The following is a 4,429-nucleotide window of genomic DNA, read 5'->3' as shown; positions in this document are numbered from 1 at the left end:
CCAGAGGCAGCAGCGCTGCGCCGGCTCGCGGCCATCCTGCCGCCGGACGTGCGGGTCACCTCGGTGGCGCCGGCACCGGAAGGGTTCGATGCGCGGTTCTCGGCGATCTGGCGGCGCTACGTGTACCGCGTCTCGGACGCACCGTACGGCGCTGACCCGTTGATGCGTGCGTACGTTCTGCGGCACCACCGGCCGCTGGACCTGGCCGCGATGAATGCCGCCGCCGTGGGTCTGCTCGGGGAGCACGATTTCGCGGCGTACTGTCGCGCCCGGGAAGGCGCGACGACCATCCGGGAGCTGCGCACCGTGTCGTGGGAGCGCAACCTGGACGGGATCGCTTGCGCGACTATCGAAGCGGACGCGTTCTGTCACAACCAGGTGCGAGCGATGGTCGGTGCGTTGCTGCAGGTCGGTGACGGGCGGCGGCCGATCGACTGGCCTGCGACTGTACTCGCACGCCGTGTGCGCGAACCCGCGGTGACTGTCGCGCCGGCTCACGGGCTGACACTCGAAGCCGTCGGCTACCCGCCCGATTCGGAGCTTGCCGACCGGGCTCGCCGCGCTCGCCGCCTGCGAATTCTCCCAACCGAATGAGCCCTGCGAGGTGGTGCGTACTTCGGTCTTCGGCCTGCAAATCGACCACAGCCCCAGCCCACCCACCTGGGCGACCACAGACCCGGATGCGAAAAGTCGGGGAATGCCCTGAGGCATTCCGAGGTGTTTATGCGTAGCCTGGATGTATGGGCACTCTGATCTCGATTCTGGTAGCGGTTCTGGGGACCGGCATGGTCGGCCTCGCGATCCGAGAGCTCCGGACCAAGGGTGCCGCGGCGTCGATGCAGATGGCCGCGTTCGGCCTTCTGCTGGTGGGCTCGTCCGCCGTCGGCCTGGTCAGGTTCGTGACGCAGCTGGTCTTCAATCCGCTGGCATGGGTCGGCGTGGGGCTTCTCTCGCTCGCGGGGGTGTTGTTCGTCGTCGGGCAGAAGCTCGAGGGTCCGTCGGACAAGCCGAAGAAGACCAAGGAGGTCGACAGCTCGAAGGAGAAGCCGGCCGTCGAACCCGCGCCCAAGCGGAAGGGTAAGGACAAGGACAAGGCTTCGGCAGGGGGCGACGACGACTTCGACGACATCGAAGCTATCCTGCGTAAGCATGGAATCGACTAGCACGTACGGCATCCTCCGGCAGAACGCCGACGGTCGACGGTGATACCTGCGGCCGCGGACGGAACTGTCCGCCTGGGCGGATTGGCTCTACGCGACCATTGGTTCGACGTCCCACTGGACCACGCCGCGCCCGGTGGCGAGACCATCAGGATCTACGCGCGCGAAGTCGTCGCCGCGGACAAGGTCGATGACGACAATCTTCCATGGCTGGTCTTCTTGCAGGGAGGCCCGGGCGGCAAGAGCCCACGGCCGGCGAGCGCCACCGGTTGGATAGGCCGAGCTGTCAAAGACTTCCGGGTGCTGCTGCTTGATCAGCGCGGGACCGGCCGCTCTACGCCCGTGACTCATCGGACGATCCTGCGGCGCGGTACGCCGGAGGAACAGGCGGAGTACCTGGCTCATTTCCGGGCCGACTCGATCGTCGCCGATGCCGAGCTGGTTCGGCGGGCGCTGCTGGGCGACGGGCAGTGGAGTGTCCTGGGCCAGTCGTTCGGCGGATACTGCGCGCTGACGTACCTGTCTTTCGCACCCGGCGGGCTGGCCGGGGTGTACCTCACCGGCGGACTGGCACCGATCGACGCGTCGGCCGAAGACGTGTACGAGCTGACGTACGAGCGGGTGAGACAGAAGAACGAGGCCTTCCATGCGGCCTTCCCGGAAGATCGCGCCCGGCTGGAAGCCATTGCGGATCATCTACGTGCGGACGAGGTTCGGCTGCCCGACGGGTCCCCGCTCTCGGTCCGGCGGTTGCAGGCTCTCGGTCTGGCCTTCGGCGCTCGCAGCGGTGTGCCGCCTATCCATTACCTGCTGGAAGAGGCGTTCATCGACGGCCCTGACGGTCCGGAGCTGTCCGACACCTTCCTGCACGGCGTCCAGGAGCAGCTGTCGCTCAGCCGCGCCCCGCTGTTCGCCGTCGTTCACGAGCTCTGTTACGCCCAGGGCAAGGCGACCCGCTGGGCCGCGCACCGGATGCGGCCGGATGAGTTCGATCCGGATGCGTCGCCGTTGCTCTTCACGGGGGAGATGATCTACCCCTGGATGTTCGACGACGACCCGGTGCTGCGCCCGTTCCGGGACGCCGCTCACCTGCTGGCTGAACGGTCCGACTGGCCGATGCTCTATGACCGTGAGGCGCTCGGGCGCAACGAAGTGCCGGTGGCGGCCGCGCTTTACACGGAGGATATGTACGTCGAGGCGACGTTCTCGGAGCGGACCGCGCACGCGATCCGCGGGCTGCGGGTCTGGAAGACCAACGCCTACGAGCACGACGGCCTGCGTGAGACCGACTACGTGCTCGATCGGCTCATCCGGATGGCGCGCGGCGAGCTCTAGCGGAGCAGGACGCTCGGGATGATGAGCGTCCTGCCTCCGCGATGGAGCTGGGACAGCCCGCTAGCGAACCTGGAACGCTTCGGTCAGCGGAAGGTCGCGTGACGACCCGCGGACGTGGGTGGGTTTCGAGGCGTGCCGGATCCAGCTCCTTCGACGGTGGACGGAGACGGGGCAGCGAAGTTCCGTCAGATGACTGGTGCCCGCCCGACACCCCGGCAAGTAGCGTTCCCGATCACCATGGCATTTCATGGCGGCGGTGTCCCGTGCGACCAGTGGACGGCTGCCGATGCCCCGGCACGGTGAGGTGAGCCCGGATGAGACGAGTAGTCGCTTCCCTGGCCCCGGCGGTCGTCGCCGCAGGGTTGATGGTGGCCGTTCCAACAACCGGTCAGGCACAGGAGGAATCGCCCGAATGGCCAGAGGCAGGATCGGCTCGGCTGGTCCCGCTTCAGGAGACGGGGCCGGCCGACGAGCGTCTCAACCTGATCATCATGTGCGACGGTTACCAGCACGATGAGATGGACACGTGCCGAGAGGACGTCGACCGGAACCAGGCGGTTCAGTGGAGTGTCGAACCGTTCCGGACGTACCGCCACTACATCAACGTGTACCTGTTGGAGATCATCTCCGGCGAGTCGGGCGTGCGGTGTGACCCGGACGAGGAAGGCGGGGCAGACCCGGACAAGCTCACCCCGCTGCGCCTGATCTATTCGAACGGATGCGTGGACCCGCTGTCCCGGGGCACGGTCTACAACAACACCGTCGGCGGCGACGAGGGCCCGGGCGGTCCCGGCACAGCGCTGCCGGAAGGCACAGCCACCGGTGATGAGCAGCGGACGATGTACCTGGAGGACTACGTCGCCCCGGAGCTCGGTGTCCCCGCGGACGCCGACAACCTGCAGACGCTGGCGATCTTCAACACGTTCACCTATGGCGGGATCGGCGGTTTCCACGCGACGACCTCCGGTGGGAGCCCGCAGGGTCCGCTCATCTCGTTGCACGAGCTGGGCCATTCGCTCGGCACGATGCAGGACGAGTACCCGTACTCCAGCCGGCCCGAGCCCGGACCGCCGCACGAGGACAGCGAGCCGGACTCGTTCCACCACACCCGGATGTCCGCGGAGGATGTGACCGAGAACGACGCCAAGTGGTGGCGCTGGCTGGGCGAGGAGAGCGAGTCCGGCGGAGTCATCGCGGCTGCCGGCTTCCACGGTTACGAGAGCGGGCTCTACAGAGGGTCGAACGTCTGGCGGCCCAGCGAGCACTCGATGATGCGGTGGATCGGCTTCTACTTCGACCAGGTCGGGCGTGAGCACATGGTCGGGCGGATTTCGGGCCAGCGGCTAGCGGCCGAGATGAACCTGAGGCACACGCCTGAAGGCGAGGTGAACCGCGACGGAGTGCTGTGGGTCGAGACCATGCAGCCGAAGTACCACGAGGTCGATGTGGAATGGCGGGTCGGCGGCCAGGACGGAGACGTCGTGCAGACCGGCGACAGCCGCTACCTCGACCTCGCGGAGATGGATCTCGACCCCGGGACCGTCGTCCATGCCGAGGTCCGCGACCCCGTCGGGCCGGACGGCATCGACTGGGTCCGCAACCCGTCGACCGGGAGCAGCGCCACCGACTCCGGGTACAACGGGCCGCGATACGTCCAGACCAGGGAATGGACCCTCGGCTCTGAGCTGACTGAGCCGGATGCTTCGACGCCTGTCGAGTTCACCTCGTGGTCGCCGGACGACAGACCCGTCGCAGGTGACGAGGTGATCTACGCCGTCACGACGCACCCACAGGACCGTGTGCTGGACGTCGTGTGGGAGCTGGACGGCCAGGAGATCTCGACTCCCGGCACTGCCCGCAACCTGGATCTGGGTGCGCTGGAACTGGAGGAAGGGACATACGAGCTCACCGCGACGGTGAGTGATCCCGCCGAT

At 67.4% G+C, this 4,429-nt stretch carries 4 protein-coding genes; all 4 read left to right on the top strand.

Annotated features, from left to right (window positions below):
- Positions 1–594 (top strand): tRNA pseudouridine synthase A (locus tag ELR45_RS09100; RefSeq protein ID WP_420813850.1); only part of this gene is annotated, 594 nt, incomplete at its 5' end.
- A 146-nt stretch (positions 595–740) separates the two neighbouring features.
- Complete coding sequence (locus ELR45_RS09095) at positions 741–1,163, top strand: cellulose synthase (protein WP_129665297.1); 423 nt, start codon at positions 741–743, stop codon at positions 1,161–1,163.
- A gap of 81 nt (positions 1,164–1,244) precedes the next feature.
- Entirely contained in the window at positions 1,245–2,495 is a 1,251-nt protein-coding gene (locus tag ELR45_RS09090; RefSeq protein WP_240759358.1) for an alpha/beta fold hydrolase, read from the top strand.
- Positions 2,496–2,809: 314 nt separating this feature from the next.
- A partial coding sequence (locus ELR45_RS09085; RefSeq protein ID WP_205856286.1) for a M64 family metallopeptidase occupies positions 2,810–4,429 on the top strand: 1,620 nt, incomplete at its 3' end.

The organism is Phytoactinopolyspora endophytica (assembly GCF_004138495.1).
Lineage (GTDB): Bacteria > Actinomycetota > Actinomycetes > Jiangellales > Jiangellaceae > Phytoactinopolyspora > Phytoactinopolyspora endophytica.
This window is presented reverse-complemented; position numbering and strand designations above follow the sequence as displayed.